The organism is Kitasatospora sp. NPDC058406 (assembly GCF_042722765.1).
Classification (GTDB): domain Bacteria; phylum Actinomycetota; class Actinomycetes; order Streptomycetales; family Streptomycetaceae; genus Kitasatospora.
Window position 1 is genome coordinate 1 of record NZ_JBHXKE010000134.1, and the last position, 25696, is coordinate 25696.

Below are 25696 nucleotides of genomic sequence, written 5' to 3' on the forward strand. Positions count from 1 at the left end.
GGGTACAGCACCCGCCCGCCCGCGTCACGAACGAGTCGCCAAGATCTCACCTGCCGGACAGCTCGGGGGGCTACCCATCGCCGGGGGCGCACGGCACACTTCTACGCGCGTACCTCTACGCGCGTCACAGAGCCTGTGGGCCGCTACCGTCGGCCGTCGTCGGCCCTTGTTGACGATCCGTTTCGCAGTCCCCACCGGGAGAGTCGTCCATGCCCCTGAACCGCCGTGACTTCGTCGCCCGGTCCGCCGCCACCGCCGCGGGCGCCGCGCTGGCCGGCAGCGCCACCCTGGCCGCCGCCTCCCCGGCCGCGGCCGCCGGTCCGGAGGACGCCCGCGCCAAGGGCCGGAACAAGCGGCAGGCCTTCACCGTCATGGGCACCACCGACCTGCACGGCCGGGTGCTCAACTGGGACTACTTCACCGACGCGGTCTACGCGGACAAGGCGCACAACGAGGTCGGCCTCGCCAAGATCTCCACGCTGGCCAAGCAGGTCCGCGAGGAGAAGGGCTGGGACCGCACCCTGCTGATCGACGCCGGCGACACCATCCAGGGCACCCAGCTGACCTACTACTACGCCCGGGTCGAGCCGATCGCCACCGAGGCCGACACCGCGCCCGAGCACCCGATGGCGCTCGCCATGAACACCATGGAGTACACCGCCGCCGCGCTCGGCAACCACGAGTTCAACTACGGCATCGACACCCTGCGCGCCTTCGAGGAGCAGCTCGACTTCCCGCTGCTCGGCGCCAACGCACTGAACGCCCGCAACGACAAGCCGGCCTTCCCGCCGTACGTGATCCGCAAGCTGAAGCTGGGCAACGGCCCGGCCCTCAAGGTCGGCATCCTCGGCCTCACCAACCCGGGCATCGCGATCTGGGACAAGGCGAACGTCGCCGGCAAGATGACCTTCCCGGGCATCGTCGAGACCGCCAAGGTCTGGGTGCCCCGGCTGAAGGCGGCCGGCGCGGACGTCGTCGTCGTCGCCTGCCACTCCGGCATCGACGAGGCCACCTCCTACGGCGACCAGCTGCCGTGGGCGGAGAACGCCTCCGGCGCGCTCGCCGAGCTGGTGCCCGGCATCGACGCGATCCTGGTCGGCCACGCCCACAAGGAGATCCCGCAGCGGCTGATCGCCAACAAGGAGACCGGCAAGGCCGTCGTGCTCTCCGAGCCGCTCTGCTGGGGCCAGCGGCTGACCTGCTTCGACTTCGAGGTCGAGCTGGACAAGGGCGCCTGGAAGGTCGTCTCGCTCGCGGCCCGGGTGCTGAACTCCAACACCGTCCCGGAGGACCCGGAGATCGTCGACCTGATGACCGACCAGCACAGGAAGGTCGTCGAGTACGTCAACCAGGTCATCGGCACCGCCGCGATCGAGCTCTCGATCGCCGAGGCCCCGTTCCGGGACACGCCGATCATCGACCTCATCGGCCGGGTCCAGGCCGACGTGGTCCGTGCCGCACTGGCCGGCGGCCAGTACGCCAAGCTGCCGGTCCTCGCCCAGGCCGCGCCGTTCAACCGCACCGCCGTCATCCCGGCCGGCCAGGTCAAGCTGCGCGACGCCGCCGGCCTGTACATCTACGAGAACACCCTGGAGGCCCGCGTCCTGACGGGTGCTCAGATCAAGGACTACCTGGAGTACTCGGCGAAGTACTACGCCCAGGTCGCCCCCGGCGCGCCGATCGACCGGGCCGCCCTGACCAACGCGCAGAACACCCCGGACTACAACTACGACGCGGTGTACGGCGTCTCGTACGACATCGACATCGCCCAGCCGGTCGGCTCCCGGATCGTCGGCCTCAGCTTCGAGGGCAAGCCGATCGACCCGCAGGCGCAGTTCGTCCTCGCGGTCAACAACTACCGCGCCAACGGCGGCGGCAACTTCCCGCACGTCGCGGCCGCCCAGAAGCTGTGGGCCAACTCCGACGAGATCCGCAACGCGATGATCGGGTGGGTGAAGGAGAAGGGCGTCATCGACCCGGCGGACTTCCACACCGCGTCGTGGCGCCTGGTCCGCGCCGGCCAGCCGGTCTTCTAGGCCGGACTCCTGCGGACCCTTTCGCGGCCCCTCCCACGGGAGGGCCGGCGGACCGCCGCGCCGCCGCGCCGCCGCGTCCGCCGTACGCGTCGAAGGAACAGGCCCCGGGGCCCTCGCCCCGGGGCCTGTTCCCGTCCGTGCCGCCCGCCGTTAGCCTGTCGGCATGCGCATCATCGCCAGCTGGCCGCTGGACGGCGAGCCCCCGGCCACCGTGCCGGCCGAGTTCCGCGAGCCCTGCACCCTGGTGGGGCGGGACCTGCTGCGCACGCTCGCCGACCGCGAGCTGCCACCGGGCGTCCGCTGGGAGCTCGCGGAGGAGCACTACTCCGGCTTCCTGCTGGGGCTGGGCGCACAGCACCCGCTGTTCACCCACGACACGGACCCCTACCTCCCGCCCGGCCCGCTCACCGCGTACGTGGCGGAGCAGGTCCAGGACCACCTGGCCGGTTACGAGTTCGTCCAGTGGCCGCCCTGCCCGGGGCACACCCACCTGCTGGAACCGGCCGCCGGCGGACCGGACGGGACGGCCTGGTGGCACTGCCGGACATCCCGGGCCGCCGTCACCCGGGTCGGCGAACTTCCCCCCGGCTAGCGGGCGTTCACTCGCCCAGCCGGCTCAACTCCCCCAGCCGGGTCAACTCCCCCATCGCCGAACGTTCCAGGGCCGCCAGCTCCCGCAGCAGCGCGCCCGCCTCGACCAGCTGCGCCGCCTCACCGGAGGTGCCGGCGGCGGCCACCAGCCGGGCCACCTCCGTCCAACCCCGGGCCGCCTCCGCGTACTTCGCGTGGGCGAGCCGGAGGCGCGGGTCGTCCAGGAGTTCCACGCACTCGCCGAGGAAGTCCCGGTAGAGGTTGCGGAACAGCGCGCCACCGGTACCGGCCAGCTCCATCATCCGGGCGGCCTGCGGCAGTCGGATCTCCGGCCGGTCGGCGCGTGCCTGCCAGCCCGGCACCAGCGCCGCCGCCTTGTCGACACCCCGGTGGCCGAGGTTGGCGATCGGTGGGTGGAGGAACGCGTCGGCGCAGGCGGTGAGCGCGGGCACCATCGCCTCCCGCACCAGCTTCTCCCGCGCCAACGGCCCCTGCAACGCGGCCGGTTCGCCCCGCACGGCGAGCGTGAACGAGCGGTTCCGCGCCGTCATCGGCCCGCGCTCGGCGCGCGCCGCGGCCAGCGAGGCGAGGCTGGTGGTGACGGCGCCGCCCTGCTGCTCGGTGTCGACCAGGTGCGCGTCCCGGCCGTCATGGCCGTACATCGCGACGACGTGCCCGCCGAAGTGGACCTTCGAGGTGAAGTACTCCAGGTGGTAGCTGTCCACCTGGAGCCCGACCGGCCGGCCGGCGTCGAGTTCGGCGGCCACGTTCTCCCAGGCCCGGCGCGCGGATCCGGTCTCCTTGACCACGAGCTCCAGCCCGAGGCGCACGGCCAGGTTCCGGGTCAGTTCGAACGGCTTGACCCGGCCGCCGAGGAACGGGAAGTCCAGGCCCTTACCGTCCCAGTAGACGAACGACAGCCCCGCCCCGAGCCCGAACAGCATCGGTTCGGACAGGTCCAGGCCCTCGTGGCGCAGCAGCACCCCCAGGGTGGTCGTCTCGCAGTGCTTCGCCCCGCGCGGCTCCGTCATGTCGCGTCCTCCTCGACCCGTACGACCAACCTGGTCATCCATTCCTCGTCCGGCGCCTCACCGGGGCCGACCAGGTACGCCTCCCGGACCGGGGGCACCGGGCGCAGCCCGCGCTCGTGCACGGCGGAGAGCAGCGCGTGGTAGGCGAGCGGCAGTCGGGAGTACGGGCCGTGGTGCACGGTCTCGACGACCGGCCCGCCGGGCAGCACCTCGTACGCGAGGCCCCGCTCCACCCGTCCGCCCTCCGGTGACTCCTCCGGTGACCCCTCCGGCGCCCCGGCCTGCGTCCCGACCGGCGTCCCGACGCCTTCCGTCGCCGGTAGCGCCGCCTTCACTTCCGCCCCGACGGCGATCCGCATCCCGTCCCCCAGGTCCAGCGGGAACAGGCCCCAGAGCGGGGGGCTCCACCGCGGGTCACCCGGTCCGCCCGGACCGGCGAGACCGGCCAGCAGCAGCCCGACGCACGCGCCGACCCGTTCCCCCAGCTCCGCGGGCCCGGCGGTCGCCCGGACCACCGCGAGCCGCCGGTCCGGCTCCCGGCCGCGGACGACCTCGTAGCCGGGCAGACCGCCGCCGTCGGCGAGACGTTCCAGCAGGTCCAGCCGGGCCCGGTCGCGGGTGATCCGTTCGGCGACGCGGTCGCGTTCGGCGCGCAGCAGGCGCGCGCGGTCGGGAGGCTCGGCGCAGAGGGTGGCGGCGATCACCGCCAGCGGGAGGTCGAGTTCGCGCAGCAGCACGATGGTGAGGGCGTCACGGGCCTGCCCGGGCGCGTAGTAGCGGTAGCCGGTGGCGGCGTCGACCCGGGCGGGGGCCAGCAGGCCGGTCTCGTCGTAGTGGCGGAGCTGTTTGACGCTCAGACGGCAGAGCCGGGCGAAGCGCCCGATGGTGAGGAGTTCGTCGTGGTCTGGCACCCCGCCATCGTGGACCCTCCCTCCGGGGGAGAGTCCACTTCGGCGGGGCCGCCCGAGCGGACGGCCTGGGCCGTCCGGACGGGCCCAGGCGGCCGGCCGGCGAGACGCCGGGACATCTTCCGGAGACAGCAGGATATTCATGCGCGCTCACGGCCTTCCTACTGTTGGAGACGTCACCAGCGGATCACCCCGGCAGAGAAGGAACAGTCCCATGCGCGCAGTCATCCAGAAGTCCGTCGGCGGCCCGGAGGTCCTGGAGGTCGTCGAGATCGACCGTCCCTCCCCGCTCGGCGCCGAGGTCCTCGTCCGGGTCCACGCCAGCGGCGTCAACCCGGTGGACGCGGCGGTCCGTTCGGGCAACTACCCGCTGCTCGGCGAGCCGCCGTTCGGGGTCGGCTGGGACATCTCGGGCGTGGTCGAGGCGGTCGGCCCGGGCGCCCGTTTCAAGCCGGGCGACGAGGTGTTCGGGCTGCCGTTCTTCCCGCGGGCCGCCACCGGCTACGCCGAGTACGTGGCGGTCCCGTCCCGCCAGGTGGCCCGCAAGCCCGCCTCGCTGGACCACGTGCAGGCGGCGGCCCTGCCGCTGGCGGGGCTGACCGCCTGGCAGGGCCTGGTGGACGCGGCGCGGCTCTCCGAGGGCGAGCGGGTGCTGATCCACCGTGCGGCGGGCGGCGTCGGCCACCTCGCCGTCCAGATCGCCAAGGCCCGGGGCGCCCACGTGATCGCGCTGGCGAGCGAGCCGAAGCACGCGTTCGTGCGCGGACTCGGCGCCGACGAGGTGATCGACTACCGGGCCGACGGCTACCTGGAGGCGGTCGGCGAGGTCGACGTGGTCTTCGACTCCTCCTCGCAGGGCACCGCCTCACTGCGGGTGCTGCGGCCGGGCGGCGTGCTCGTCTCGATCATGGAGCACTGGAACACCGCGCTCGCCGCCGAGGTGGAGGCCGCCGGCCGCCGGTTCGCGGGCATCTCGGTGGAGCCGGACTACGCCTCGCTGGAGGCGATCGCCAAGCTGGTCGACGAGGGCCGGGTCCGGCCGCACATCGCCGACACCTTCCCGCTGGAGGAGGCGGGCAAGGCCCACGAGCTGATCGCCTCGGGGCGGACCCAGGGCAAGATCGTCCTCACCGTCGCCTGAGCCCGGGCTTCTAGGCTGCGGACATGCGTCACCTGACCGGGGAGAACACGTGGACATCCTGACCGAGGCGTTGAGCTCGATGCGGACGGGGCAGCCCACCTCCGTCCGCACCGAGGGGCGGGCGCCCTGGGGGCTGCGTCTTCCCCCGGTCGCGGGCGCCGGGTTCCACGTGGTGCTGTACGGAACGTGCTGGCTGGTCCCGCTGGACGACGCCCCCGGGCTGGCGCCGGTCGCGCTCAGCCCGGGGGACGTGGTCTTCCTGCGGGACGGTCACGGCCACATCCTCGCCGACCACCCGGACACCCCGGCCGTCCCGGAACGGCCGGACCAGTTCCGGCCGAGCCTGCCGATCGGCACGGTCTCCATCGGCGGCGACGGGCCGCGCACCAGCCTGCTGTGCGGCAACTACCACCTGGACCAGGGGCGCCCACACCCCTTGGTGCGCCAGCTGCCGGAGATCATCCACCTGCCGACCCGGCACGGCCGGCACCCCGAACTCAGCGCGGCCGTGCAGCTGTTGGGCGCAGAGCTGGAGAACCCCAGGATCGGCTCGACCGGCATCGTCCCGGCCCTGATCGACTCGTTGCTCCTCTACATCCTGCGGGCGTGGTTCGAGGACCGGCCTGCGGCGACGGCCGCCGGCTGGGCGGCGGCCCTCGGCGACGCGGCCGTCGCCCCGGCGCTCACCGCCATCCACGAGGCGCCGTCCACCGCGTGGACGGTGGAGTCCCTGGCGGGCCGCGTGGGCCTCTCCCGGGCGGCCTTCGCCCGCCGCTTCACCAACCTCGTCGGCGAGCCGCCCATGGCCTACCTCACCCGGTGGCGGATGACCACGGCCGCCCGGCTGCTGCGCGAGTCCGAGGCCCCGCTCACCACCGTCGCCGCCCAGACCGGCTACGGCTCGGAGTACGCCTTCGCCAAGGCGTTCAAGCGCGAGTACGGGCAGGCCCCCGGCGGCTACCGCCGCGAGGCCCGCACGGCGTAGGGCCTGCCCGCCGCCGCCCCCGCCGGAGCGGGGGCGGCGGAGCGGGGGAGGCGGCCTCCCGCCCGGGCGCCGCAGTCCCCCCGCGCGCCCGGACGGTGCGGCTCGGCGAACGGCGCGGCTCGGCGTACGGCGCGGCTCAGACCCTGCCGAACAGCTCGATGTACTGCGCGGTGAACAGGTCGCCGCCCTTGTACTGGGCGACCGTGGCCGCCGGGGCGAAGAACGGCCCGTCGGGTCCGGGCAGCTGGCCGACTCCGCCCCGCGGGCCGAGCGGCACCAGCATCGCCGCGTGGGACAGCGGCTGGTAGACCGCCTCGGCCGGCTCGCCCTTCAGCTGGGCGAGGATGTTCCGCGCCACCACCTCGGCGTGCCGGCCCGCGTTGCCCGCCATCTTGGGCTCGGCGACGTCGGTGAGGTCGCCGACCGCGTACACGTGCGGGTGGCCTTCGACGGCGAGGGTCTCGCCGACCCGGACCTGGCCCAGCTCGGTGCGCTCCAGCAGCAGGCCGTCGGCGAGGTAGTCGCTGTTGACCCGCACGCCGTACGCGCGGAACCAGATGTCGGCGGTGATCTCCGCGCCGTCCGTGGTGGCGACGGTGAACTCCCCGGCCCGGCCCGGTTCGGTGGCGGGCTGCCCGGCGAGGCCGGTGCCCAGGCGGAGCCGCACGCCCAGCTCGTCCAGCTGCCGGTGCAGGTCCTCGCGCACCTCGGGCAGGAAGGCCGGGAGCAGCCGGTCGGCCGGGTCGAGGACGGTGACGTCCTTCGTCGGCCAGACCTCCTTGATCTCGCCGGCGAGCTCCAGTCCGACCGGTCCGGCGCCGACGATCAGGACCCGGGCGGCGGCGGCCAGTTCCTTGTGGGTCCCGTGGAGGTGCTCCAGCGCCTCGCCGGCGGAGTCGGCGGTGGGCTTGGCCGGGTAGGCGTAGGTCGAGCCGGTGGCGAGCACCAGGTAGTCGGCCTCGACGCGTCGGCCGGAGGCCAGGGTGACGCCGCCGGGGTCCACCGAGGCGGCGCGGTCGCGGATCACCTCGCCCCGGGCGAGCAGCGTGTCGTACGGGAAGAAGATGTTGCCCGCCCAGTCGGGCCGGACGAGCGCCCGCAACGACCCGACGGCGTTGACGAAGGCGTCGCGCGGGTCGATCAGGACGACGTCGGCCTCGGCGTCGAGCGCCTTGGCCACCGCGGTTCCCCCGTACCCTCCGCCGACCACTACAACGGTACGACTCATGTCCCTTGCCCCCAAGCAGAAAAGAGTTGCAGTTCGCTCCACGAACATATTAGTTCGTTTCGCGAACTGCAACCCCTTCCGGCGAAAAGCCGGGCCTCAGCACGTGTGGCCGGCGCACCCCCCGACGCCTACGCCCGACTCCCCGAAGACCGCGGGCACCTTGTTGTCCAGCACCACCCGGCCGAGCAGGTCGGTGAGCACCTCCCGCTCGCCGGGGGCCAGACCGTCCGGCAGCGCCTCGATCCGGCGGCAGGTCTCGGTGTGGAACTCCTCGGCCAGCGCGGCACCCTCGGGCGTCAGCGCGACCCGCACCGCGCGCGCGTCCTCCGCGCAGCTCTCCCGTCGCACCAGACCGTTGCGCTCGGTGCGGTCGACCAGGCCGGTGAGGCTCGACTTGGCCAGCCGCAGGACCGACCCGAGCTCACCCATCACGAACGACCGCGCCATCAGCACGCAGAGCAGCTGACCCTGCTGCGGCGTGATCCCGTGGTCCCGCGCGGACTCCGTGTACACCGTGTCCACCAGGAACGCCGTCCGCACCAGCGCCCCCACGATCCCGATCCGGTCGTCATCACTCTTGTCCACCCGCCCAGACTAGCAGTCGGGCACCTTACAATTCGCGGTACGAACTATCCGTGACGCAGCCTGCCGCGGTGCGAGAATGACCGCACAACCGGAGTCCACGCCGCCGAACGGCACGCCCGGTTGCCGGCCTGCGCGCAGAGCCTCACCCCTCCGTCGGGGTGGAGGATCGAGGTCTCCGGCGACGAGATCATCATGACGGCCGGCCGTCCGTGATCCACCAGCGGAACCTGCTGCTCGTCCGCCGCCGGTCCGACGCCCGCCGCCCCGCCGATCCGATGCCCCGCGAGAACACCGACCTCGCCTCGCCCCGCACCGGCAAGCTCCGCAGTCCCGACCTCACCTACGTCCCGATCGCCACCGTCGAGCCGGGCGGCAAGCAGGTGCCCGCCGAACCGCTCCGCCACCCGTCGGCCTGACGGCCGCGAGGCCCGGCCCGCCGCCCTACCGCTTCTCGCCGACGCCCGCCCAGATGCCCACCTGGGAGTCGGTGGACTGCTCGGGCCCGTCGGGGCGCCAGAGCGGCGCGGTGACCAGGCCGGGCTCGGCCAGGTCCAGGCCGTCGAAGAAGCGCAGCACCTGCGCGCGGCTGCGCATGGTCAGCTGTGCGGTGGCGCTGCGGTAGACGGCCGGGCCGCGGGAGGCGTCGACGTCGGGGGTGAAGTCGAGAGTGCCGTGCGAGAGGACGAGGCGGCTGCCGGCCGGCAGCGCGTCCACGAGGGTGCGCACGATGCCGTACGGGTCGCGCTCCTCGTCGACGAAGTGCAGCACCGCGACGAGCAGCAGGCCGACCGGCTCGCCGGAGTCGAGCGCCCTGCGCACCTCGGGGGTCGCCAGGATCGCCGCGGGGTCACGCAGGTCGGCCTGGACCACGGAGGTGCTCCCGGCGGCGGTTCCGCTCAGCAGGGCGCGCCCGTGGACCAGCACGATCGGATCGTTGTCCAGGTAGACCACCCGCGCGTCGGGGTTCACCGCCTGGGCGATCTCGTGCGTGTTGCCGGCGCTCGGGATCCCGGTGCCGACGTCGACGAACTGCCGGATGCCCTCGGTGGCGAGCTGTCGCACGGCGCGGCCGAGGAAGGCCCGGTTGGCGACGGCGCTGATCCGCACCAGCGGGCTGATCGCGAGGACCTTCTCCGCGGCCGCGCGGTCGGCGGGGAAGTTGTCCTTGCCCCCGAGGTAGTAGTCGTACATCCGGGCGGGGTGCGGGATCTCCGGACGGAGGTCGGTGGGCGGGCGGGCCTCGTCGCCCTCACCGCCGACGAGCCAGTCCCGGCCGATCTCCTGATAGTCGGTCATCCCCGATACCCCCTGGGTCCGTTCCGGTCATATGCCGGGCAGCATAGGGCATCTGCCGTACACCTACGGAAACAAGGTGGAACCCGGCCGTCCGCCCGCCACGGCGGGGGACGGCCGGACCCGTACGGCCGCACCGGCCGCGGCGCCTCAGAACGGGAAGCGGCTGCGTCCGTGCTGGATCGAGATCCACTTCACCGTGGTGAACGCGTCGACCGTGGACTCGCCGTTCAGCCGGCCGACGCCCGAGTTCTTCTCCCCGCCGAAGGGCACGATCGCCTCGTCCGCGATCGTGCCGTCGTTGACGTGGATCATGCCGGTCTCGATCCGCTGCGCCACCCGCACGCCGCGCTCGACGTCGGCGGTGTGCACCGCGCCGCTGAGTCCGAACGGGGTGTCGTTGGCGATCCGCACCGCCTCGTCCTCGCCGTCGAACGGCACCACCAGCACCACCGGCCCGAACAGTTCGCGGCGCAGGATCGGCGCGTCGGCCGGCAGGTCGCCGAGGACGACCGGGTCCATCAGGCTTCCGTTGGTCTCGCCGCGCAGCAGCGCCGTGGCGCCGGCGGCGAGCGCCTGGTCGACCTCGGCCCCGATGGCGGCGGCCTGGACGGGGTTGATCAGCGGGCCGATCTGGGTGGCCGGGTCCTTGGGGTCGCCGACCTTCAGGCCGGCGACCTTGGCGACGAACCTGGCGGTGAACTCCTCCGCCACGCTGCGGTCGACGAGGATCCGGTTGGCGGCCATGCAGACCTGGCCCTGGTGGGCGAAGCGGCTGAACACGGCGGCGGCGACCGCGTAGTCGAGGTCGGCGTCGTCCAGCACGATCAGCGCGCTGTTGCCGCCCAGCTCCAGCACGGTCCGCTTGAAGTGCGAGGCGGCGACGGTGGCGACGTGCCGGCCGACCTTGTCGGAGCCGGTGAAGGAGATCACCTTCGGCACCGGGTGCTCGATGAACGCGTCGCCGATCTCGGCGATGTCCGTGACCACGACGTTGAACAGGCCGGCCGGCAGGCCCGCCTCCTCGAAGATCTTGGCGAGCAGGGTGCCGCCGACCACCGGGGTCTCCTGGTGCGGCTTGAGCACCACGCCGTTGCCGAGCGCCAGCGCGGGCGCCACGGCCTTGATCGAGAGGAACAGCGGGAAGTTGAACGGGCTGATCACGCCGACCACGCCGACCGGCAGGCGGTAGAGCCGGTTCTCCTTGCCGTCGACCGGCGAGGGCAGCAGCCGACCCTCGGCGCGCAGCGCCAGCTGCATCGCCTCGCGCAGCATGTCCTTGGTGAGGGCGAGTTCGAACCCGGCCTTGAGCGCGGTGCCGCCGAGCTCGACCATGATGGCCTCGGTGATCTCCTGCTCGCGCTCCTCGACGATCCGCAGCGCGCGCTCGAAGACCAGCCGGCGGGCGTACGGGTTGGTGGCCGCCCACTCCTTCTGCGCCCGCTCGGCGGCCCGGTACGCCTGGTCGACCTCGTCGACGGTGGCGACCGTGACGGTGGCGATCTTGTCACCGGTGAACGGGTCGACGTCGACGATGTCCCAGGAGCCGCTGCCATTGCGCCACTCGCCGTCGATGTACTGCAGCGCCAACTCGGAAAGGTACGACATCTAAGTCCCTCTCGTGCCGATTCGTGAACGCCCGCGAGCAGTTCGCGATCAGATCTGATCGAGGCTCATCGTACTGAGCGTCTACAGCTCTTGGCGTACGGAGCGAAGAAGTTCCCGTGTCCGGTCGAGGGAGAGACTGTCGGCCAGCAGGCCGTCCATCGCACCGGCGTACTCGGCCACCTCGGCCGGCTTGTCCAGGTAGAGCGCGGTGGTGAACTGCTCCAGGTAGACGATGTCGGGGAGGTCCTGGTCGTCGAAGGTCAGCACGGAGAACGCGCCGCCCTCCGCCCGCAGGCCGCCGAACCCCAGCGGCATCACCTGGAGCACCACGTTGGGCAGTTCGGTCAGCTCCAGCAGCCGGTCGACCTGGGCCCGCATCAGCTCCGGCCCGCCCCAGGGGCGGCGCAGCACGGCCTCGTCCAGCACCGCGAGCAGCCGGGGCGACTGCTCGGCGGTCAGCACCGCCTGCCGCTTGAGCCGCACCTCCACCCGGCGCTCGATCTCCTCCGCCTCGGTGACGTGCCCACCGTGGGTGATCACCGCCCGCGCGTAGTCGGCGGTCTGCAGCAGCCCGTGCACGAACTGGACCTCGTAGCTGCGGATCAGGGTGGCCGCCTCCTCCAGCCCCAGGTAGTTCTGGAACCAGCCCGGCAGGACGTCCCCGTACCCCTGCCACCAGGAGGTGGCGTTGGCGGCGCGGACCAGCCCCAGTACCGAGGCCCGTTCCTGCTCCGCCTCGACGCCGTACAGCGTCAGCAGGTCGGCGACGTCGCGCTCCTTGAAGCCGACCCGGCCGAGCTCCATCCGGCTGATCTTCGACTCGGAGGCCCGGATCGAGTACCCGGCCTCCTCGCGGCTGACTCCCCTCGCCTCCCGGAGCCGGCGCAGCTGTGACCCCAGCAGCAGACGCCGCACCGTGGCACCGCCGCCCGCCTGAGTCGCACTCATCGCCTCAACCTCCGCACCTCGCGCAGCCCCCCGGCCGTCGGCCGCAGTCTTCCATCAGGGACCGACAAACAACAGTCCTCGGTACGCCCCCGCGAACAGCCCGCCCGACGCGGTCCCCGGTGACCCGGCCGCCGTCGGCTTCGTGCCCGGGGCCGACCTGCCGCCCGGACACGCGCGGTAGTTGTCCCGTAGCTGCTCGGATTGCACTCTAGCCGTCGGACGGCCCTCTGGACATCCCCGGATCCCGGTCACCGCAAGCGTTCCAGCCGCATCAGGGCGGGAACGGCGGCCAGGCTCAGGACGAGCAGGAAGATCCAGGGCAGCGCGGTGCCGTGGCCGAGGAGGAGGGAGAGGATTCCGGGGGCGACGGCCTGGCCGAGGTTCCAGGAGAGCTGGTAGACGGCGAGGTAGCGGCCGCGGCGGGCCGGGTCGGCGAGCGAGACGGAGAGTTCCTCGGCGTAGGGGGTGGAGACGGTCTCGGCGAGGTTGTAGACGGCCATCGCCAGGTAGAGGCCGGCCAGAACGGCCCAGCCGGGGGCGGCGGCCACGGCGGCGAAGAGTCCGAAGGCGACGGCGTTGAGCAGCGCGCCGGCCGCCACCACCCGGGTCGGCCGGAACCGTTCCAGCCGGCGGGCGACGGCGCTCTGGGTGAGCACCACCTGGACGCCGTTGAGGACGAGCAGCGAGCCGGCCACCCAGGCCTCCCGGTGCAGGCCCTCGACCAGGTAGACGGCGAGCAGCATGCTGATGATCATCGAGCCGAAGACGAAGGTGAGGTTGACGGCCACCAGCAGCAGGTACCGCCGGTCCCGGAGCACCGCCCGGTAGCCGCCGCGCTCGCGGGCGGCGGGCGCCACGCCCCGGGCCGCCCCCGCAGCCCCGTCCGGGCCCCTCCCCGGGGCCGCAGCGGCCGCCGGGCGCCAGGAGGCCAGCATGACCGAGGCCAGGGCGAAGCTGACCGCGTTGAGCACCACCAGCGCCCGCAGCCCGCCCGTGCCGCCCCCGGCCACCAGGACGGCGCCCAGGGCCCCGCCGAGCCCCATCCCGGTGTTGCGCAGGGTCTGGACGAGCGCGAACCAGCGGGTCCGCTCGCCGTCGGCCGAGGCGAGCACCACCAGCCCGCTGCTGGACGTCCAGTAGCCGACGTGCCCGATCTGGGCCAGCAGGCAGACCAGCACGATCTGCCACAGCTGCCCGGCGACCAGGTAGCCCGCGAAGGCGACGGCGGAGAGCGCGTTGCCGCAGACGGCCGTGGTGCGGGCGCCGTAACGGTCGATCAGCGGGCCGACGACGATCGCGGTGGGCAGCGCCAGCAACCGGGCGGCGGAGACGGCGGCGCCGATCGCCGCCACGGTGAGGGAGGTGGTGCGGGCGAAGTAGACGAGGGTGAAGGCGAGGATCAGACCGGTGCCGAGGCTGTCCACGAGGTGGGCGGCGATCAGCCGGTGGCGGCCGGTGGTGACGGGGAGTCCGAGGCGGTCCCGGAGTGCGACAGGCGCAACGGTGGTGGTCATGGGCCGAGCCTTTCGGCGATGATCGACCACGCCCAGAGATTCGACCCTGTTCGAATCCTCGCCGCTCGCTCCCCGCTCCCCGCCGGAGGACCTCGTGCTCACCCTGGACTTCTCCGCCCAGGACGTCGCCGCCACCCGGTTCGCGTGCTCGCGCCTCCTGGAGGTGGTGACCAGCGTCCAGGTCCTCAAGGACCCGGGTGCCAAGGCCGTCCACCTGCCGTGGGTGCGCCGCACCCGCGAGCGGCTGGCCGCGGCCGGCGTCCGCTACGACCTGCTCTCCCAGCTCGTCCCGATGCCGGCCTGGCACCTGCCCGGCTTCCTCATCCCGATGCCGTCCGCCACCGCGCCCGACCTGGAGACCGAGCTGGCCCTCCTGGCCTCCACCACGCCCGCCGCCGTCCGCACCGGCCTCGCCCCGCTGGCCGAACCGCTGCCCCCGCTGGTCGCCGCGCTGCGGGCCGACCCCGGGGCCGGCATCGCCCGGCTGGTGGCCGAGGTCCGGGCGTACTGGGCGGTGGCCGTCGCGCCGTACTGGCCCCGCATCGAGCGACTGGCGGAGGGCGAGATCCTGTACCGGGCGCGGCGGATGGCGGCGGCGGGGCCGGCGGCGCTGTTCGAGGGGCTGCACCACAAGGTGAGCTGGCGGGACGGCCGGCTGACGCTGGCCCAGCGGCGCTACGACATCGAGGAGCGGCTGGACGCGGGCCGGGGGCTGGTGCTGGTGCCGTGCGCGTTCATCTGGCCCGGCATGGTCTGGCAGAGCGGGAACGCCGGCCAGCCCGGCCTGGTCTACCCGCCCCGGGGCGTGGCCACGCTCTGGGAGACCACCGGCCCCGCCGTCCCCGAGGGGCTGGCCGGGGTCATCGGCCGCACCCGTGCCCGGCTGCTCGCCGAACTCGCCGCGCCCGCCTCCACCACCGAGCTGGCCGCCCGGACCGGCCTCTCCCCCGCCAACGTCTCCCACCACCTCACGGCCCTGCGCGGGGCCGGCCTCACCGCCCGGCACCGCACCGGCCGCACGGTGCTGTACGCCCGCACCGAGGCGTCCGAACTCCTGCTGGACGGCCGGTAGCCCACGCGACCACGGCGACGGCCGGACTGCCGTACGACGGCCGAACCACCGCGCGGGGGCACCGCCGCGCGGGAACGCACAGCGGCGCCTGCCCTCTGACTGGTCGGGGAGAGGGCAGGCGCCAGGGACCGCGGTGGCCCGGCGACTCTGGCGGGATGCGGCTCGGTGCAACCCGGCGATGCGGCGCCGGGCGGTTCAGGGGTGCGTCAGACCACCAGCGGGCGGTCGGTCGGCCGGATCGGGGCGGGCAGCGGGGTCTTGCCGCCCAGGTACGTGTCCACGGCCGCGGCGGCCGAACGGCCCTCCGCGATGGCCCAGACGATCAGGGACTGGCCACGCCCGGCGTCGCCGCAGACGTACACGCCATCGACGTTGGTGGCGAAACGACCGTCACGGGCAACATTACCCCGTGCGTCGAGGTCCACGCCCAGCTGCTCGACCAGGCCGTTCTTCACGTCGGTGCCGGTGAAGCCCATGGCCAGGGTGACCAGCTGCGCCGGGAGGGCCCGCGCGCTGCCGGGAACCTGCTCGAACTTCCCGTTCCTGAACTCCACCTCGACGAGGTGCAGCTCCTGCACGTTGCCGTCCTCGTCGCCGCTGAAGTGGGTGGTGGAGACGGAGTAGATCCGCTCGCCGCCCTCCTCGTGCGCGGAGGTGACCTTGTAGGTCATCGGCATGGTCGGCCAGGGCTGGTTGCCGGGGCGGTCCTCGCCGGGCCGCGGCATGATCTCCAGCTGGGTGACGGAGGCCGCGCCCTGCCGGTGGGCGGTGCCGACGCAGTCGGCGCCGGTGTCGCCGCCGCCGATGACGACGACGTGCTTGCCCTTGGCGCTGATCGGGGCCTCGACGAAGTCGCCCTCCTGCACCTTGTTGGCCAGCGGCAGGTACTCCATGGCCTGGTGGACGCCCTTGAGCTCGCGCCCGGGCACCGGCAGGTCACGGGCGGTGGTCGCACCGGCGGCGACGACGACGGCGTCGAAGCGCTCGCGCAGCTGCTGCCCGGTGATGTCCTCGCCCACGTGCACGCCGGTGCGGAACCGGGTGCCCTCCGCCCGCATCTGCTCGACGCGGCGGTTGATGTGGCGCTTCTCCATCTTGAACTCGGGGATGCCGTAGCGCAGCAGGCCGCCGATCCGGTCGGCCCGCTCGTACACCACGACGGTGTGCCCGGCCCGGGTGAGCTGCTGGGCGGCGGCCAGGCCGGCCGGCCCGGAGCCGACCACGGCGACCGTCTTGCCGGAGAGCCGCTCCGGGATCTGGGCGGTGACGCCGCCCCGGTCCCAGGCCTTGTCGATGATGGTGACCTCGACGTTCTTGATGGTCACCGCGTCCTGGTTGATGCCGAGGACGCACGCCGACTCGCACGGCGCCGGGCAGAGGCGACCGGTGAACTCCGGGAAGTTGTTGGTCGCGTGCAGACGCTCGATGGCACCGGACCACTCGTCCCGGTAGGCGAGGTCGTTCCACTCGGGGATGAGGTTCCCGAGCGGGCAGCCGTTGTGGCAGAACGGGATGCCGCAGTCCATGCAGCGGCCGGCCTGCTTGGTGATGATCGGCAGGAGGCTGCGTTCGACGTAGACCTCGTTCCAGTCCCGCAGACGGACGTCCACGGGACGGCGCTCGGCCAGCTGCTTGGGCGTGGTCAGGAAGCCCTTGGGGTCAGCCATGTGCCGCCTCCATCATCTTGCGAGTGGTCTCGGCCTCGGAGAGGCCATCGCGCTCAGCGGCGTCCTTGGCGGCGAGCACTGCCTTGTAGTCGGTCGGCATGATCGTGGAGAAGCGGGAGACACCGCTGCCCCAGTCCGCCAGGAGCTCGGCGGCGACGGTGGAGCCGGTCTCCTCGTAGTGCTGCTGCACGGTCTCGCGCAGCCAGTCCCGGTCGGCGGCGGTGGGGGCCTCGATGCCCACCATGCCGTCGTTGACGTTGGCCGGCCGCAGGTCGAGCACGTAGGCGATGCCGCCGGACATGCCGGCCGCCAGGTTGCGCCCGGTCTCACCGAGGACGACGACCCGCCCGCCGGTCATGTACTCCAGGCCGTGGTCGCCCACGCCCTCGACGACCAGGGTGGCGCCCGAGTTGCGGACGGCGAACCGCTCGCCGGCCTTGCCGCGCAGGTGGATCCGGCCGCTGGTGGCGCCGTAGCCGATGGTGTTGCCGGCGATGACGTGGTTCTGCGCGTCGTTGCCGATGGCGGCGGCGTCGCGGGCCGGGCGGACCACGATCACACCGCCCGACAGGCCCTTGCCGACGTAGTCGTTGGCGTCGCCCTCCAGCCGGAGCGTGATGCCGCGGGGCACGAAGGCGCCGAAGGACTGGCCGGCCGAGCCGGTGAAGGTGACGTCGATGGTCCCCTCCGGCAGGCCCTCACCGCGGTACCGCTTGGTCACGTGGTGGCCGAGCATGGTGCCGACGGTCCGGTTGACGTTGCGGATCGGCAGCTGGATGCGGACGGCGTCGCCGTTCTCCAGGGCGTCCTGCGCCAGGTCGATCAGCTGGTTGTCGAGCGCCTTGTCGAGCGCGTGGTCCTGCGTGGTGGTGCGGTGGAGCGAGGCGCCCTCGGGCAGCGCGGGGACGTGGAAGAGCGGGGCCAGGTTGAGCCCGGCGGCCTTCCAGTGGTCGACCGCGGCCTGCGCGTTGATGTGCTCGGCGTGGCCGACGGCCTCCTCGATCGTGCGGAAGCCCAGCTCGGCCAGGATCTCCCGGACCTCCTCGGCGATGAACTCGAAGAAGTTGACCACGAACTCGGGCTTGCCGGAGAACCGCTCGCGGAGCACCGGGTTCTGGGTGGCGACGCCGACCGGGCAGGTGTCCAGGTGGCAGACGCGCATCATGATGCAGCCGGAGACGACCAGCGGGGCGGTCGCGAAGCCGAACTCCTCCGCGCCGAGCAGCGCGGCGATGACGACGTCGCGGCCGGTCTTCAGCTGGCCGTCGGTCTGGACGACGATGCGGTCGCGCAGACCGTTGAGCAGCAGGGTCTGCTGGGTCTCGGCGAGGCCGAGCTCCCAGGGACCACCGGCGTGCTTCAGCGAGGTGAGCGGCGAGGCGCCGGTGCCGCCGTCGTGGCCGGAGACCAGGACCACGTCCGCGTGCGCCTTGGAGACGCCGGCCGCGACCGTGCCGACGCCGACCTCGGAGACCAGCTTCACGTGGATGCGGGCCGCCGGGTTGGCGTTCTTGAGGTCGTGGATCAGCTGCGCCAGGTCCTCGATCGAGTAGATGTCGTGGTGCGGCGGCGGCGAGATCAGACCGACACCCGGAGTGGAGTGCCGGGTCTTGGCGACCCACGGGTAGACCTTGTGGCCGGGCAGCTGGCCGCCCTCGCCGGGCTTGGCGCCCTGGGCCATCTTGATCTGGATGTCGTCCGCGTTGACCAGGTACTCGGAGGTGACGCCGAACCGGCCGGAGGCGACCTGCTTGATCGCCGAACGGCGCTCCGGGTCGTACAGGCGGTCCGGGTCCTCGCCGCCCTCACCGGTGTTGGACTTGGCGCCGAGGCGGTTCATCGCGATCGCCAGGGTCTCGTGCGCCTCCAGGGAGATCGAGCCGTACGACATGGCGCCGGTGGAGAACCGCTTGACGATCTCGGAGACCGGCTCGACCTCGTCGACGGAGATCGGGGTGCGGCCGAGGCCGTCCAGCCGGAACAGGCCGCGCAGCGTCATCAGCCGCTCGGACTGCTCGTTCACCCGGTCCGTGTACTGCTTGAAGATGTCGTACCGGCGGTTGCGGGTGGAGTGCTGGAGCCGGAACACGGTGTCCGGGTCGAACAGGTGCGGCTCGCCCTCGCGGCGCCACTGGTACTCGCCGCCGATGTCCAGCGCGCGGTGCGCGGCGGGGATGCCGGAGGCCGGGTACGCCTTGGCGTGCCGGGCGGCGGTCTCGCGGGCGATCTCGTCCAGGCCGATGCCGCCGAGCTTGGTGGTGGTGCCGGCGAAGTAGCCGTTCACCAGCTCCTGGGAGAGGCCGATCGCCTCGAAGACCTGGGCGCCGCGGTAGGAGGCGACGGTGGAGATGCCCATCTTGGACATCACCTTCAGCACACCCTTGCCGAGCGCCTTGATCAGGTTCTTGATCGCCTTCTCGGGCTCGACGCCCTCGATGAAGACGCCCTGGGCGACGAGGTCCTCGACCGACTCCATGGCCAGGTACGGGTTGACCGCGCCGGCGCCGTAGCCGATCAGCAGGGCGACGTGGTGCACCTCGCGGACGTCACCGGCCTCGACCAGCAGCGACACCTGGGTGCGCTGCTTGGTGCGGATCAGGTGGTGGTGGATGGCCGAGGTGAGCAGCAGCGAGGGGATCGGGGCGTGCTCGGCGTCCGAGTGCCGGTCGGAGAGCACGATGATCCGGGCGCCGTCGGCGATCGCGGCGTCGGCCTCGGCGGCGATCGCGGCGAGCCGGGCGGCCAGGCCCTCGCCGGCGCTGGAGACCTTGTACAGGCCGGACAGCGTGACGGCCTTGAGGCCGGGCTGGTCGCCGTCGGCGTTGATGTGGACCAGCTTGGCCAGCTCGTCGTTGTCGATCACCGGGAAGGTGATGCCGACGGAGCGGCAGGCGGCGGCCTCGGCGGCCAGCAGGTTGCCCTCGGGGCCGAGGTTGGAGAGCAGGGAGGTGACCAGCTCCTCGCGGATGGCGTCCAGCGGCGGGTTGGTGACCTGCGCGAAGAGCTGCACGAAGTAGTCGAACAGCAGGCGGGGCTTCTCGCTCAGCGCGGCGATCGGCGAGTCGGTGCCCATCGAGCCGAGCGCCTCGCCGCCGGTCCTGGCCATCGGCGCGAGGATGACGCGCAGCTCCTCCTCGGTGTAGCCGAAGGTCTGCTGGCGGCGGGTGACCGAGGCGTGGGTGTGCGCGATGTGCTCGCGCTCGGGGAGCTTGGCGAGCTGGATCTGGCCGGCCTCGACCCACTCCGCGTAGGGGTGCTCGGAGGCCAGCGCCGACTTGATCTCCTCGTCGTCGACGATGCGGTGCTCGGCGGTGTCGACGAGGAACATCTTGCCGGGCTGCAGCCGGCCCTTCCGGACGACCTTCTCCTGGTCGATGTCGAGCACGCCGACCTCGGAGGAGAGGACGACCAGGCCGTCCTCGGTGATCCAGTACCGGGCCGGGCGCAGACCGTTGCGGTCCAGCACGGCGCCGATCTGGGTGCCGTCGGTGAAGGTGACGCAGGCCGGGCCGTCCCAGGGCTCCATCAGGTTGGAGTGGTACCGGTAGAACGCACGGCGGGCCGGCTCCATGGTGGCGTGGTTCTCCCACGCCTCCGGGATCATCATCAGCACCGAGTGCGGCAGCGACCGGCCGCCGAGGTGGAGCAGCTCCAGGACCTCGTCGAAGGAGGCCGAGTCGGAGTGGTCCGGGGTGCAGATCGGGAAGATCCGCCCGAGGTCGCCGGGGATCAGGTCGGTGGCGAGCTGGGACTCCCGGGCGGTCATCCAGTTCCGGTTGCCCTTGACCGTGTTGATCTCGCCGTTGTGCGCGACGAAGCGGTACGGGTGGGCGAGCGGCCAGCTCGGGAAGGTGTTGGTGGAGAAGCGCGAGTGCACCAGACCGAGCGCGGAGGCGTAGAGCCGGTCCGACAGGTCGGGGAAGAAGGGCTCCAGCTGGCCGGTGGTCAGCATGCCCTTGTAGACGACGGTGCGGGCGGAGAGCGACGGGAAGTAGACACCGGCCTCACGCTCGGAGCGCTTGCGGACGACGAAGGCGATCCGGTCGAGGACGATGCCCTCGACGCCGTCCTTGCTCAGGAAGATCTGCCGGAAGCGCGGCATCACGCTGCGGGCGGTGGCGCCCAGCAGGTCCGGGGTGACCGGGACGTCGCGCCAGCCGAGGACGGTCAGGCCCTCCTCGGCGGCGATGGTCTCGATCTGCGCGACGGCGGCCGCGTCGGCGGCGTCCTCGTCGGGCAGGAAGGCGATGCCGACCGCGTAGGCGCCGGCCGCCGGGAGCTCGAAGGAGGTCCTGGCGCGCAGGAAGGCGTCCGGGACCTGGGTGAGGATGCCCGCACCGTCGCCGGAGTCCGGCTCGGCGCCGGTCGCACCGCGGTGCTCCAGGTTGCGCAGGACGGTCAGCGCCTGCTCGACGACGGTGTGGTCGGCGATGCCGGTCAGCGTGGCGACGAAACCGACGCCACAGGCGTCGTGCTCGTTTCGCGGGTCGTACAGGCCCTGAGCAGCAGGTCGCGCATCCGGAACGAGCGCGTACGGCGGGCGCGCGGCGCCGACCTGGGGCTCGTTGGCGGAGTGCATGGATGCAGACAGCATCGGCTCTCCCGTCGTCGTCTTTCGAAGCTGGTGCAGTAGGGACGACGTTGGCCCTGATGCGATTTCATGCAAGTTACATGATGCCCAAGAACCCGGGAAGCGGAATATCGCGTCCACATCGCGGACTGATCCGCAGGTCAAGGGTGCAATGAGAGGACGTGCAGCAGCGCACGTACCGACGATTGTGCCCGGCGTTCGGCGGCCCGAAACAGGGGCGAAACCCGCACGCCACAGAGGCCGATCATGGCCGCCTGCGAATCCATCCCCGGAGTCGACCGCAGGATGCGAATCATCGGACCCCGAGCCCGAATGGTGAGACTAGGCAAGGTCGCATCCGGACTTCATGTGCGGAACGTCACGCAGTCGGCCGCATAATCATGCACACTTCCGTACCATCCTACGGCGCCGCCCGCACACCCGCCCAGCCCTCGGCCGGCCCGCCGGGCCGGCCGAGCGGCCCCGGCGGGCCCGTCAGCCGACCTGCCCGCCGATCAGCCACCCGAGCAGGTACGTCACCCCGGCCGCCGCCCCGCCCAGCACCAGCTGCCGCAGCCCGCTGAACCACCAGCTGCGCGCCGTCACCCGGGCCACCACCGCCCCGCAGGCGAACAGCCCGGCCGCCGACAGCAGCAGGGCCGGCAGCAGCGAGGTCGCACCGAGCAGGTAGGGCAGCAGCGGCAGCAGCGCACCGGCCGCGAAGCAGACGAACGAGGACCCGGCCGCCACCCACGGCGAGGGCAGGTCGTTGGGGTCGACGCCCAGCTCCTCCCGGGCGTGTGTCTCCAGCGTCCGGTCCGGGTCGGCCGAGAGCTGCCGGGCCACCTCGCGGGCCAGCGCCGGATCGACCCCGCGCTCGACGTACAGCTGCGCCAGCTCGGCCAGCTCGCCGTGCGGGTTGCGGCGCAGCTCCCGCCGCTCAGCCTCGATCTCGGCCTGGACCAGCTCGCGCTGGGAGGCGACCGAGGTGTACTCCCCCGCCGCCATCGAGCAGGCACCGGCCGCCAGGCCCGCCAGACCGGTGAGCACCACGGTGCCGCCGGAGACGGCGCCGCCGACGACGCCGGTCATCAGGGCGACGTTGGAGACCAGCCCGTCCATCGCGCCGAACACGGCCGGTCGCAGCCAGCCGCCGTTCACGTCGCGGTGGTGCCCGGCGGCGGGGATCCGGGGGTGGTGCCCGGCCTCGGGGTCGAGGGTGGTCGCGCTCACGGTACTCCGGCCTCCATACGGTCGAATGATCGTCAGTTCGGCTGACGAATCGACCGTAGCCCTCCTGAGCTGGGCATTTCCAGCAAAGCAAGGCTGTCCGAACAAAGCTCCGGCCGCCCTCGCGCAGGGTGCGGAGGGCGGCCGGAGTCGATGAACGTCGCAGGTCAGGCGGGGTTCCTGGCGCCCTTCTCCAACCTGTCGAGCTTCTCGGCGAGCGTGTCGGCCGATCCCGCGCCGGGCCTGTCCTCCGACTTGGCGTCGGACGTCGAGCCGGACGTCGAGCCGGGCTTCGAGCCGGTCCTCCCGTCCGACGGCTCGCCGGACGCGCCCTCCGACTCCTCGTCCACGGCCGGGTCCGGGTCCGTCACGGCCGCCGCGGACGCCGAGTCGGGCGCCGTCGGGTCGATGCTCGCGGGGTCCTCGCGGCCGGGCCGCTTCTTCCCCACGATCACGAAGTAGGCGACGGCCCCCACGAAGACCACGACCGCGACCCAGCCGTTGAGCCGCAGGCCGAGCACGTGGTGCGCGTCGTCGATCCGCAGGTACTCGGTCCAGAACCGGCCCACCGTGTACCCGGCCACGTACAGCGCGAAGGCCCGGCCGTGGCCCAGGGTGAACCGGCGGTCCGCCCAGATCACCAGCGCCGCGACACCGACGCACCAGAGCGACTCGTAGAGGAAGGTCGGGTGGTAGATCCCGGTGACCGTCTCGCCGCCGGGCAGCGTCTTCTGGATCTCCAGGCCCCACGGCAGCGTGGTCTCCCGGCCGTACAGCTCCTGGTTGAACCAGTTGCCCCAGCGGCCGAGCGCCTGGGCCAGCGCGATGCCCGGTGCGATCGCGTCGGCGTAGGCGGGCAGCGGAACGCCCCGGCGGCGGGCGCCGATCCAGGCACCGACCGCGCCGAGCGCGATCGCGCCCCAGATCCCGAGGCCGCCCTCCCAGATCTTGAGGGCGTTCCAGGGGTTCTTCCCCTCGCCGAAGTACAGCTGGTGATCGGTGATCACGTGGTAGAGCCGGCCGCCGACCAGGCCGAACGGCACAGCCCAGACGGCGATGTCGCCGACCGTGTGCTTGCCACCGCCGCGGGCGACCCAGCGCCTGCTGCCGAGCCAGACGGCCACGACGACACCGAGGATGATGCAGAAGGCGTACGCGCGCAGCGGGACCGGTCCGATGTACAGGACGCCCCGCGACGGGCTGGGAATGTAGGCGATATCCATGGCAGCTCCGACGCTACAGGGTCCACGGCCTCCGCCGGGCACCCCCAGGGTCACAGATCGGCGCACAGCGCACCGCCGCCCCCTCCGGACGGGGAGGAGACGGCGGTATCCGCACGGGTACGGGTCAGCCGGCGGTCGGGGTGGCGGCCGGGCCGGAGGGGGCGGCCGACGCGCTCGCGGTACCCGGCTGCTTGCCCTGGTTGGCCGCGTCCACCCACTTGGTGAGGTTGGCCGGGGTGATCTCCTCGTTGTTGTACTTGGGGTAGATCGGCTGCCCGTTGAGCAGCACCGTCGGCGTGGACTTGTAGCTGGACTTGTCGAAGTCCTGCTGCACCGCCGACACCCATCCGCTGTACTTGTTGTCGTTGACGCACGCCTCGAACTCCGGAGTGTTCAGCCCCGGCACCTGCTTGGCCAGCTCGATCAGGGTCGAGGTCTTGCCGAAGGCGTCGTCGGTCTCCTGCGGCTGGTTGCGGTAGAGGACGTCGTGGTAGGCGCGGAACTTCCCGGCGTCCTGGGCGCAGCCCAGCGCGTTGGCCCCGTACTTGGAGCCCTTGCCGCCCACCGCCCGGTCGATGAACGAGACGATGTGGTAGTTCCCGACGATCTTGCCCTCGTCCTGCAGCCGGTCGATGGTCTCGGCGAACTCCTTCTCGAAGATCGCGCAGGCCGGGCAGCGCGGGTCCTCGTAGACGGTGAGCGTGGCCGGGGCGTCGGCCGCGCCGACCGGGATGACCAGGTTCTTGTCACCGATGGTGCCGGCGGGGGCGGCGGCGGGGGTCTCGGGCTTGGACCGTTCGTTCTGCACCACCACGCCGGTGACCACCGCGGCGGCGATCACGGCCAGTGCCACCCCGCCGATGATCAGCTTCTTCTTGCGCCGGCCGCGGGCCTCGTCCTCGGCCCGTTCCGCCAGCATCCGCTCGCGGGCGGTGCGCTTGCCTTCTCGGTTCTTCTCGCTCATCAGCCTTGGACATTCCAGGTTCGGGGGTGGGGATGCGGTGCGACGGGGCGGCCCGACGTGCTGTTCAGCTCGCCAGCCAGCCGTCCACCGAGAACTTGGTGCGGGGCCGCCAGATCAGCCACCCGGCCAGCAGCAGGAACCCGGTGTCGCGCAGGATCTCCTGCAGGTACTCGGTCTGCGAGGCGTCCACCGCCCCGCCGCCGCCGAAGCAGCCGCAGTCGATCGAGATGCCGCGCGCCCACGCGGAGGCGATCCCGCCGATGAAGGCGAGCAGCAGCACCGCGGAGACCACGGCGACCAGCCGCACGCCGAGGCCGATCACCAGGAGCAGCGCGAGCGCCAGCTCCAGGAAGGGCAGCGCGTGGCCGACCGGTTTGACCAGGCCCTCCGGCAGGATCTCGTACGCCCGCACCGCCTGCGCGGCCTCGGCCGGGTCGGCGATCTTGGCCAGCCCGGCCCAGCCCCACACCACGGCGAGGCCCAGTCGGGCGGCCGTGCCGATCCACTCCGTCACCGGCCCGGCCATCCGGACAACCCCCTCGGGAAACACCGTCACGTCCTGATGAACCGTAACCAGTGACGCCGGGTTCCTCCATATTCAGGAGTTAAGCCGAAAGAGTGACGTTTATGACGCCCTGTCCGATTGCGCCCTAGCGCGTGTTCGGATCGCAGCCCGGTGGCCGGCCGAGGTCGTAGCGGCCCGCGTCGAGGTCCCGTCGCCCCTCCCGGACCGAGCGGCCGGCCCGTACCACCGCGTCCACCCGGGCCGCCTCCGCACAGACGTGGGCGTCCCGCTCGGCGCGCTCCACACCCCGTTTGGCCAGCGCCGGACCGACCACGCCCTGGGCGCCGAGGGCGGCCCCCAGCACCAGGGCGGCCGCGGCCGCCCGCAGCAGCACGGCTCGCTGGAGACCTGGCACCGGCCGACCCCTTCCGCTCGCTCCGCACCACCGGGGCACGTCGTTCGTGCACTCGTCCCTCCACTCAACGCCGGTCAACCCCCGTTGATGCGTGCACCCGCCGCTGTTCACCCGTTCGGGTCGTCCCCGCCGGGACCGGGAACGCCGACGGCCCGCCGCCCCCGGAATGCGGGGCGGCGGGC

General features: G+C 72.5%; 21 protein-coding genes. 6 read left to right on the forward strand and 15 right to left on the reverse strand.

The annotated features are described in order from the left end of the window. The first annotated feature begins 209 nt into the window (after nt 1-209). Both ACFWOG_RS24505 and ACFWOG_RS24510 read left to right on the forward strand, forming a co-directional pair. The gene (locus tag ACFWOG_RS24505; RefSeq protein ID WP_380360990.1) at nt 210-2036 is read left to right on the forward strand and encodes a 5'-nucleotidase C-terminal domain-containing protein; all 1827 of its coding nucleotides are present in this window, start codon (nt 210-212) and stop codon (nt 2034-2036) included. A 163-nt stretch (nt 2037-2199) separates the two neighbouring features. Beyond that, complete coding sequence (locus ACFWOG_RS24510) at nt 2200-2628, forward strand: hypothetical protein (RefSeq protein WP_329882073.1); 429 nt, start codon at nt 2200-2202, stop codon at nt 2626-2628. Between the two features lie 7 nt (nt 2629-2635). Here ACFWOG_RS24510 and ACFWOG_RS24515 read toward each other — a convergent pair whose 3' ends face one another. Both ACFWOG_RS24515 and ACFWOG_RS24520 read right to left on the reverse strand, forming a co-directional pair. Then, nucleotides 2636-3658 (reverse strand): BtrH N-terminal domain-containing protein, encoded by a 1023-nt coding sequence (locus ACFWOG_RS24515; protein ID WP_380360992.1) that lies wholly within the window; start codon nt 3656-3658, stop codon nt 2636-2638. Beyond that, nucleotides 3655-4569, reverse strand: coding sequence for a MerR family transcriptional regulator (locus tag ACFWOG_RS24520; RefSeq protein ID WP_380360994.1), 915 nt, complete (start codon nt 4567-4569; stop codon nt 3655-3657). The genes ACFWOG_RS24515 and ACFWOG_RS24520 overlap by 4 nt, the downstream gene beginning before the upstream one ends. Before the next feature lie 211 nt (nt 4570-4780). Between ACFWOG_RS24520 and ACFWOG_RS24525 the strand changes: the two genes are divergently transcribed. Both ACFWOG_RS24525 and ACFWOG_RS24530 read left to right on the forward strand, forming a co-directional pair. Beyond that, on the forward strand, nt 4781-5707 hold the full coding sequence (locus ACFWOG_RS24525) for an NADP-dependent oxidoreductase (protein ID WP_380360996.1): 927 nt from the start codon (nt 4781-4783) through the stop codon (nt 5705-5707). A 49-nt stretch (nt 5708-5756) separates the two neighbouring features. Then, nucleotides 5757-6692: an AraC family transcriptional regulator gene (locus ACFWOG_RS24530; RefSeq protein WP_380360997.1), complete on the forward strand. Its 936-nt coding sequence runs from the start codon at nt 5757-5759 to the stop codon at nt 6690-6692. 136 nt (nt 6693-6828) lie between these two features. Here the strand turns inward: ACFWOG_RS24530 and ACFWOG_RS24535 are convergent, their stop codons facing one another. Both ACFWOG_RS24535 and ACFWOG_RS24540 read right to left on the reverse strand, forming a co-directional pair. Continuing rightward, nucleotides 6829-7968 (reverse strand): NAD(P)/FAD-dependent oxidoreductase, encoded by a 1140-nt coding sequence (locus ACFWOG_RS24535; RefSeq protein WP_380360999.1) that lies wholly within the window; start codon nt 7966-7968, stop codon nt 6829-6831. Between the two features lie 48 nt (nt 7969-8016). Further along, the gene (locus ACFWOG_RS24540) at nt 8017-8505 is read right to left on the reverse strand and encodes a MarR family winged helix-turn-helix transcriptional regulator (RefSeq protein ID WP_380361001.1); all 489 of its coding nucleotides are present in this window, start codon (nt 8503-8505) and stop codon (nt 8017-8019) included. A 209-nt stretch (nt 8506-8714) separates the two neighbouring features. Between ACFWOG_RS24540 and ACFWOG_RS24545 the strand changes: the two genes are divergently transcribed. Then, entirely contained in the window at nt 8715-8921 is a 207-nt protein-coding gene (locus tag ACFWOG_RS24545) for a hypothetical protein (protein ID WP_380361005.1), read from the forward strand. Nucleotides 8922-8946: 25 nt separating this feature from the next. On the opposite strand, the gene ACFWOG_RS24550 is transcribed toward ACFWOG_RS24545, so the two are convergent. The 4 genes from ACFWOG_RS24550 to ACFWOG_RS24565 form a co-directional block, all read right to left on the reverse strand. Continuing rightward, the gene (locus ACFWOG_RS24550) at nt 8947-9801 is read right to left on the reverse strand and encodes an SAM-dependent methyltransferase (protein WP_329952067.1); all 855 of its coding nucleotides are present in this window, start codon (nt 9799-9801) and stop codon (nt 8947-8949) included. 147 nt (nt 9802-9948) lie between these two features. After that, the gene (locus ACFWOG_RS24555) at nt 9949-11406 is read right to left on the reverse strand and encodes an aldehyde dehydrogenase family protein (protein ID WP_329882081.1); all 1458 of its coding nucleotides are present in this window, start codon (nt 11404-11406) and stop codon (nt 9949-9951) included. Between the two features lie 81 nt (nt 11407-11487). After that, nucleotides 11488-12354, reverse strand: a complete 867-nt coding sequence (locus ACFWOG_RS24560) for a helix-turn-helix transcriptional regulator (RefSeq protein ID WP_329882082.1) — start codon at nt 12352-12354, stop codon at nt 11488-11490. 248 nt (nt 12355-12602) lie between these two features. Beyond that, nucleotides 12603-13868: an MFS transporter gene (locus ACFWOG_RS24565; protein ID WP_380361007.1), complete on the reverse strand. Its 1266-nt coding sequence runs from the start codon at nt 13866-13868 to the stop codon at nt 12603-12605. A 94-nt stretch (nt 13869-13962) separates the two neighbouring features. On the opposite strand from ACFWOG_RS24565, the gene ACFWOG_RS24570 reads away from it, so the two are divergent. Then, nucleotides 13963-14940, forward strand: coding sequence for a winged helix-turn-helix domain-containing protein (locus ACFWOG_RS24570; RefSeq protein ID WP_380361009.1), 978 nt, complete (start codon nt 13963-13965; stop codon nt 14938-14940). A 206-nt stretch (nt 14941-15146) separates the two neighbouring features. Here the strand turns inward: ACFWOG_RS24570 and ACFWOG_RS24575 are convergent, their stop codons facing one another. From ACFWOG_RS24575 to ACFWOG_RS24605, 7 genes are all read right to left on the reverse strand, one after another. Beyond that, on the reverse strand, nt 15147-16607 hold the full coding sequence (locus ACFWOG_RS24575; protein WP_355401529.1) for a glutamate synthase subunit beta: 1461 nt from the start codon (nt 16605-16607) through the stop codon (nt 15147-15149). Next, nucleotides 16600-21186: a glutamate synthase large subunit gene (gltB, locus tag ACFWOG_RS24580; RefSeq protein ID WP_380361013.1), complete on the reverse strand. Its 4587-nt coding sequence runs from the start codon at nt 21184-21186 to the stop codon at nt 16600-16602. The genes ACFWOG_RS24575 and gltB overlap by 8 nt, the downstream gene beginning before the upstream one ends. Before the next feature lie 486 nt (nt 21187-21672). Continuing rightward, nucleotides 21673-22365, reverse strand: coding sequence for a VIT1/CCC1 transporter family protein (locus ACFWOG_RS24585; RefSeq protein ID WP_380361015.1), 693 nt, complete (start codon nt 22363-22365; stop codon nt 21673-21675). A 209-nt stretch (nt 22366-22574) separates the two neighbouring features. Continuing rightward, complete coding sequence (lgt, locus tag ACFWOG_RS24590) at nt 22575-23630, reverse strand: prolipoprotein diacylglyceryl transferase (RefSeq protein WP_329952063.1); 1056 nt, start codon at nt 23628-23630, stop codon at nt 22575-22577. Between the two features lie 124 nt (nt 23631-23754). Next, entirely contained in the window at nt 23755-24594 is an 840-nt protein-coding gene (locus ACFWOG_RS24595) for a thioredoxin domain-containing protein (RefSeq protein WP_329882087.1), read from the reverse strand. 64 nt (nt 24595-24658) lie between these two features. Continuing rightward, nucleotides 24659-25150, reverse strand: a complete 492-nt coding sequence (locus ACFWOG_RS24600; RefSeq protein ID WP_329882088.1) for a MauE/DoxX family redox-associated membrane protein — start codon at nt 25148-25150, stop codon at nt 24659-24661. Nucleotides 25151-25244: 94 nt separating this feature from the next. Beyond that, nucleotides 25245-25514 (reverse strand): hypothetical protein, encoded by a 270-nt coding sequence (locus ACFWOG_RS24605; RefSeq protein WP_329882089.1) that lies wholly within the window; start codon nt 25512-25514, stop codon nt 25245-25247. Nucleotides 25515-25696 lie beyond the last annotated feature (182 nt).